The sequence below is a fragment of the Sediminibacillus terrae genome, from assembly GCF_009602435.1.
GTDB lineage: Bacteria > Bacillota > Bacilli > Bacillales > Amphibacillaceae > Sediminibacillus > Sediminibacillus terrae.
Map to the genome: position 1 here is coordinate 163,345 of NZ_VZDQ01000028.1, position 7,189 is coordinate 170,533.

Here is a 7,189-nt window from a genome sequence, read left to right on the forward strand (position 1 = left end):
ATCACTTCTCTACTCGATTAGCGCTTCCTTGATTTGTTCCGCAAATACTCCTGCCGACAACGGGCCTCCGAATGTCCATGTGTCCCCTGGCAGCCGATAAGTTTCATCCTGTTCGACAAATCGGAGATTTTCCCAAGCAGGGTTTCCTTTCAACTGATCGTCAAAAATATTGTCTTCTTCCTGAACGATGTAAAAAAAGCGTGCGTCCTGGAAATTTTGCAACGTTTCGACACTCGTTTCATCATATCCATATACCTGGAATCCATCTGATTGGTAGGCATTTTCCAATCCGATATTTTCCATGATTTGAACTGCCATTGCGTTATCTTTGAACAAACGGATTACCGGACTATTGTCCGAACTGTATGCCTGGGACAGCACAAACGGCTTTTCGCCCATCCCAGCGTCGGATATTTCCTGTTCCGCTTGTTGATAGGCAGATTCCAAATCATTTAAAACTTGGTCAGCCTTATCCTGTTTTCCAAACAGCTTGGCCAATTCGTTGAACGTCCCGGTCATTTCCTCATACTGATTCCCCTCTCCTTCCGCTGGATAGGGATTAAATGCCATAGTCGGCGCGATTTCTTTCAAGCTGTCCATTATCGCTTCGTGACGATACCCCGCTGTGATGATCAAATCTGGATCCAACTCGGCAATCGCTTCCAAATTCGGTTCCTGTCTCGTCCCGACATCCTGGACATCCTCTCCAAGCTCCGGTTCGATGTTTACCCAGTTATGATATCCTTCTATGTCAGCCATCCCGACTGGCTGAATGCCAAGAGCCAATAAATCTTCCGCATAAACCCATTCCAATACGACGACACGTTCCGGAGCCTGGTCAAAAGACTGTTCGCCGTATGCATCTTCTACTGTAATAGCTTCTTTCCCAGAGGTATCTTCTTTTTGACCGGCTTGCTCGTCCTGATCGGAACCGTCTCCGCAGGCAGCCAGCAAAACAGCCGTGATTATCGTGATTATAAGTATATACCACTTCTTCATTTCATTTTGTCCCCCTCTTTTAGTTTAAGTATGGTTATGTAATCATTATAAATGATAAAGATTCTCATTATCATTTACAGTGCAATCTTAGCTTATCCCTTCTCCCCTGTCAATCTCTTTTCAAGGCTTCCCTTTTGTTAAAGTGCATACTCACCACAATGTGAAAGGCAAAAAAACTTGCAGATGCATAGTCTGCAAGTTTTCTCCAACCCTATCTTTCCAGAATTTCAACACCGCTTTTCCGGCCGACAATCACTTTGTTCGTCCGATTGAGAAACAATCCTGTTTCCACCACTCCTAATGTCAGTTTTAGTTCACGGTGTACAGCTGCGGGGTCTCCCATCGCCTCGAAAGCGCAATCCACGATATAATTGTCATTGTTGGTCACAAACACTTCTCCCTCCTCAGTTTTCCTCAATTTTGGTGTACATCCTAAGGAGGAAAGTTTTCTCGTTGTGTTTTCCCAACCAAAGCGGACAATCTCCACAGGGAGTGGAAAACTGCCCAGCTTTCGAACCTGCTTACTTTCATCTACAATAATGATTAGTTTCTTTGCAGCGTCAGCGACTAGCTTTTCCCGAAGCAGGGACCCACCGCCTCCTTTAATCAGCTGAAAATCTGGATCGACTTCATCTGCGCCATCGATTGTCAAGTCAAGCCTGTTGATTTCAGCAAAAGTGGCAAGGGGGATGCCAAAGTCTTGGGCCCATGCTTCCGTACGCAAAGATGAAGGAACTCCCTTAATCTCCAACCCTTGCTTGATTCGTTCTCCCAGCTTTTTCATCATCCAGTAGACGGTAGAGCCAGAACCCAAACCAATCGTCATCCCGTCTTCTATGTATTCGACTGCTTTTTCACCGGCTCTTCTTTTCTTCTCCTCCACGTCATATGCCATGTTACCTGCCTCCCTTGTTAAAGGATGATTTGATTATATCCAGCTTATACCCGGGAAGCGTTTTATTCAACCTAGTCCTATTGTATTGCAGGCAAGCGGCTTAGCCCCTTTTGGAAGTTCTATTGAACACTAAAAGACACATCGGCAGAAATTCCGCCGCTTAAGAAGACAGCTTAGCCCAGGATAAAATGCTCTTTCCACGTAGTACGTAGGGTGAAGCATGCAAATGACGCAAAAAAACTGCTTAAAGCGAGCAATTTTTTGCGCCATGATTCACCTGTTTTCAACTATAAGTACCGGTCCTACTCGTAACGTGATGTCGTCCTATCGGCACCACAAAAGGAGAACCTGAAATCGGGTCTTCTATCACGGTACAATCCAGTCCGAAAATATCTTTAATCAACGTACTTGAGATGACTCGGGAAGGGCAGCCATTTGCGACCAGTTTTCCTTTGTTAAGAGCAAAAATATGGTCGGCATAGCGTGCTGACAAGTTTATGTCATGAAGCACCATGACAATGGTTGTTCCGTATTTTCGGTTAAGGTCTGTAAGCAAATCGAGAATTTCCACCTGATAGGTGATATCAAGAAAGGTAGTCGGTTCATCCAGAAATAATATGTCTGTTTGCTGTGCCAGCGCCATCGCTATCCAGACGCGCTGTCTTTGACCGCCTGAGAGCTCGTCAATGTGCTGATTGGCGAGTTCTGTGATATTCATGATTTCCATCGCCTCGGCAACTGCCTCGTAGTCCTCTTTCGTCCAACCGCCAAACAGGGCTTGATGCGGAAACCTCCCTCGTCCAACCAAATCAGCCACACTGATTCCTTCAGGAACGATCGGTGACTGTGGAAGAAGCCCTACAATACGCGCAAGATGCTTTGGCGGTACTTTGCTGATCGACTTTCCATCCAGGGTGATTTTACCGGAAATCGGTTTAATCAGCCTTGCCAATGTTTTAAGAAGCGTAGACTTTCCGCAGGCATTTGCACCAATGATCACATTTATTTTGTTACTTGGAATCTCCATGCTAATTTCTTGGATAACCGTTTTATCATCATAGCCAGCGATTACCTTTTCTGCCTGAAAGATATGATTCGGTTTCATTACAACTCTCCTTTTCGATTCATACGGACTAGCAAGTAAATCAAATACGGCGCACCGATGATGCCGGTGATGATTCCTACAGGGTATCGGACCTCAAATGCAAATTGACCGATCAAATCAGACGCCAAAACTAGATTGGCACCAACAAGACCTGCCGGGATCGCGCTCGAAAACCCAACACCTACGAGTCTTTTCGCAATCGGTCCAGCAAGAAATGCCACAAAGGCGATCGGCCCCGTGACGGCCGTTGCCAATGCAATGATACACACGGAACTCAAAATCAGAACAATTCTGGTCATATCCGTTCTTACTCCCAGAGAAGTGGCCGATTGTTCTCCAAGCTCCAGAATGCCAAGTTGTTTCCCCAGTGCTACAATGATAGGCGCCAAGCACAGAACACTGATAATAAGCAGTGGAAGTTCGTGCATTTGCGAACCATTGAGACTGCCGCTGAGCCATCTAAGTGCGGCGGGTATATCTTGTTGCGCTCCCACTAACAGAAGATAGGATATCAATGAATTAAGCATCGCCTGTATACCGATTCCGACTAAGATGATCCGCCCTATCGAAAATGTTTTTCCCCTTGAGAACAGATAAATGAACAAAACAGTGGCCAGACCGGCAATGATGGACGCCATAGAAACAATCGCATCACTAGTATGCAGGATGACAATACAAAAAACGGCAGCCGCGCTGGATCCTGTAGTGATTCCAATGACATTCGGATTGGCGAGTGGATTGCGCAGCATCGTCTGAAAGGTGTTTCCGCCGATGCCAAAAGCAAAGCCCGCAAGAAGACCAGCCAGCATTCTCGGCAAGCGAATGTTATTGACGGCAAAAGACACACCCTTGATTTTTTCTCCCAGAAGGACTTGCAATACATCCTTTATTGGGTAAACGGTGCTCCCCAGTATGAGCATCGCCCAGCATAATATAAATAAAAGTATTGCAAGAGTTCCTGTGACAATTATCCATCGCCGGCGTCTTTGACGTCTGCCTGCAATGATAAACTCTACAGATTTATTATTCTTCATAATGAACGCACTTTCGCCTTTCTGGCAAGTATAATCAATATGGGAGCCCCTACAAAAGCTGTTACAACCCCGACCTCAAGCTCTCCTGGGCTGCCGAGGAATCTCCCGCACACATCTGATATCGTTAAAATGACGGCTCCGGAGATGGCTGACATCGGAATAATAAACCGCATGTCCGACCCTAGAATAAGTCGCATGACATGAGTCGCCAGCAAGCCTATAAAACCGATCGGCCCTGCCAATGCCGTAGTCGCTCCACACAAAAGAACAGCAGCCAAAGCTGCAACAAGGCGCAGCATGCCAGTTCGAACACCCAACCCTGTAGCAACTTCATCCCCTAAGGCCAATGCATTGAGTGCGGTGGTGGAAATGATCCCCAGCAGAATTCCAATCAACAAAAATGGGAGGAAGGTAGTAATATCGCTCCAGTTTGCTGAGCTGACGCTTCCCACTTGCCAAAACCTGAATTGATCCATAACGTAAGAGCGCGGAATCATGATTGCTGTCACCAGAGAAGAAAGGGCAGCGCTCGTGGCGGCTCCAGCCAACACAAGCTTAAGGGGAGTGGCACCGCCCCGTCCCATAGACCCGATTCCAAACACGAAAACAGCAGTAAGCATCGCCCCTGCTAAGGCAAGCAAGATATACTGATTGGCAGTGTTAATGTTCAGGAATGCAATACCGCCTACCACAAACAAGGAAGCACCTGTGTTGACTCCCAATATGCTTGGATCCGCAATCGGGTTGTGAGTGACCGCCTGCATTAGTGCACCGGAAATGCCAAGTGCCGCACCGCAAAACAAGCTGAATACGGTGCGGGAGACCCTTTTACGCACTACATTAGCCTCATAAGAGTCGATAGACGGATGAAACAAACCATCTATCAATTCATCGAAACTTATCGGGCGCGAACCAAGGACGAGGGACGCAGCCACACATAAACACAGCAAAATGAAACAAATAACCAGCACCGCGACAAAGTTGTGCGGAACATGCGGGGTGAAGCCTTTCTTTTTGGAATTTGGTAAACTATTCATCTAGCTTTTCAATAGCTCCTCCAATTAGTTCTAGATAGTCGTCAATGGTATAAGCAATCGAAAGCGGATTTGGATTCCCAGATGCCGCTAGAGGTGTATTGTTTCCAATGAATACAACAGAACCTCTTTCAATGGCCGGGATTTTTCCGAGCAGAGGATCTTCTTTCACTGCCTGGTATAAGCTTTCATCACCATAGCCGATCAATATATCCGCATCGTTAAGGACATCGGCATTCTCGGCGCTTAGGGTCAGGGAAAAGCTGTTTGGATCCGTGATTTCATCCGTTACACTTTCCGGATATTCCATTCCTAGCTCGGTCAAGAATGCTCCTCGAGGATCTTCAGGTGTATAAACATAAATTTTCGATAAATCATCGGCAGAGAAGTTGGCAAAAACAACTTTTTTCCCTTTCATCTCAGGGTAATCGCTTGCTTTTTCCTTGATCAGGTTCTCGGTGTCTTTTATAAGTTGTTCCCCCTCTTGTTTCATTCCCATGCCTGCTGCATCCAATCTGACTTGCTCCCGCCAAGTGGTCAGCCAAGGACCATCCTTATAGGCAACAACCGGAGCGATTTCACTGAGGATATCATAGTCTTCCTGTGTGATTCCGGAATAACCGGCTAAAATGACATCCGGATTTGTATCTGAAATCGCCTCGAAATCAAGACCATCTGTATCCTGGAAAATATTCGGATCTTCTGCTCCGAGTTCTTCCAGTTTTTCAGCTGTCCAAGGCAACATCCCGCTGCCATCCTGGACCCCGTAATTTGCTGCCGAGAAACCGACAGGTACTACTCCAAGGGCAAGTGCAACATCGTGATTCGCCCATTGAACGGTCGCAACTCGTTCAGGCTTGCTCTCAATGACCGTTTCGCCAAAGGCATGCTCGATCACAATTGGATATTCGGTGTTTTCTTCATTGGCCGAAGCGTCCTCGTTATCTTCTGATTTAGAGGCAGAACTTGTTTGGCCCGCTGAGCATCCAAACAAAACCAGAATGCTAAAAGTCAAAATAACCGTGATTGCCAGTGAAAATTTCCCTTTTGTATTCATTTGTAAAACCATTCCTTTCCTCTTTTGTTTTTATGTATCAATGACCAGCTGTCTCATCACTCCAGCATGCAGCATGTTTTTTGGCAGCCGATAAAAATGGTGGTGATTTGCAGCAGTATAGATTGAGTGGTTTTCAATTAGAGCTCTTTAATTGAAAATGATTCTCATTATCATGATAGAATTTCCTCCCTCGCTTGTCAACAAAAAATTCACTGAATTACTTGTAACGAAGCTCCGCCCTATCAAGCTGACCATTTGATTTTTTCGTATTAAATATAAACTGCGACATAGTTTGGATGCGTCTTCCTGACTTCTTACTTTTGTTGAGTTGGAATTCGACGCTGCGAAAATACCCTGCGCTTTCCGCGGGCGGCTGGTGAGCTTCCTCGAGCTGACGCTCTGCGGGATCTCACCGAGGCCTTTCCTCCCGCGGGAGTCTCCGGGTATTTTCTTCGCTAGGAACAGCTTTCTGTTTATAAACGCGTGTACTGGACATTTTTTTATTCATCGTACTTCATGGCCCGTATCATCAAATGACATTGCTAGAAAAACAAGCGGAAAGTCCAAGAACAGGAGATAAGACGGGAACTCCAACTGTCTTTTATGAAAAGGAATACCTACTTCCTGACAAACGTTTTTAAGATGGCTTTGTTGGTTCTCAGGAAAAAGTCTACGCTTCCGCTAATCAGCATGCTCCTTAGCGCAGGGAGCATACGAAGACTCCAGCGGGAACAGCGCGAGCTGAAGATCCACTTGGTAAAGGGCTTTTCTTTACCAAGTTAGCTGAAGCCGTGCCCGCGGAAAGCGAAGGATGCTACCGAAGCGTTGGATAACCGCTATAGGTAGTGCGCAGCATCTATCAACTGCTGGGATTGAGATGAGAAGAGCGATAAGAGAAAGGACTAGAACTTATTTCGGAGTGATGAAAGGAGGAACAACACAATCAAAACCACCAGTGTGAACTGGTGGTTTGCTCTGCGGCTGAAAGCCTCTGTTACCGGCCTCGGCCTGAAAGGCCCACCGAAAGGGTTTCCCGCCTGCACCACATTCACTCACTAATTCTAA

6 protein-coding genes are annotated in these 7,189 nt (G+C 46.3%); all 6 read right to left on the bottom strand.

Features of this window, described 5'->3' with window-relative positions:
• Nucleotides 1-9: 9 nt before the first annotated feature.
• Nucleotides 10-999, bottom strand: a complete 990-nt coding sequence (locus F6X55_RS19195) for an ABC transporter substrate-binding protein (protein ID WP_026569491.1) — start codon at nt 997-999, stop codon at nt 10-12.
• 211 nt (nt 1,000-1,210) lie between these two features.
• Nucleotides 1,211-1,894 (bottom strand): ribose 5-phosphate isomerase A, encoded by a 684-nt coding sequence (gene rpiA, locus F6X55_RS19200; protein ID WP_153465346.1) that lies wholly within the window; start codon nt 1,892-1,894, stop codon nt 1,211-1,213.
• Nucleotides 1,895-2,177: 283 nt separating this feature from the next.
• Nucleotides 2,178-2,999 carry an ABC transporter ATP-binding protein gene (locus F6X55_RS19205; protein ID WP_153465348.1) on the bottom strand — a complete coding sequence of 274 codons (822 nt, stop codon included), beginning with the start codon at nt 2,997-2,999 and terminating at the stop codon, nt 2,178-2,180.
• Complete coding sequence (locus F6X55_RS19210; RefSeq protein ID WP_026569488.1) at nt 2,999-4,033, bottom strand: FecCD family ABC transporter permease; 1,035 nt, start codon at nt 4,031-4,033, stop codon at nt 2,999-3,001. Before F6X55_RS19210 ends, F6X55_RS19205 begins: the two co-directional genes overlap by 1 nt.
• Nucleotides 4,030-5,070, bottom strand: coding sequence for a FecCD family ABC transporter permease (locus F6X55_RS19215; protein ID WP_153465351.1), 1,041 nt, complete (start codon nt 5,068-5,070; stop codon nt 4,030-4,032). The genes F6X55_RS19210 and F6X55_RS19215 overlap by 4 nt, the downstream gene beginning before the upstream one ends.
• Nucleotides 5,063-6,136 carry an iron-siderophore ABC transporter substrate-binding protein gene (locus F6X55_RS19220; protein ID WP_419866473.1) on the bottom strand — a complete coding sequence of 358 codons (1,074 nt, stop codon included), beginning with the start codon at nt 6,134-6,136 and terminating at the stop codon, nt 5,063-5,065. The genes F6X55_RS19215 and F6X55_RS19220 overlap by 8 nt, the downstream gene beginning before the upstream one ends.
• Nucleotides 6,137-7,189: the final 1,053 nt, after the last annotated feature.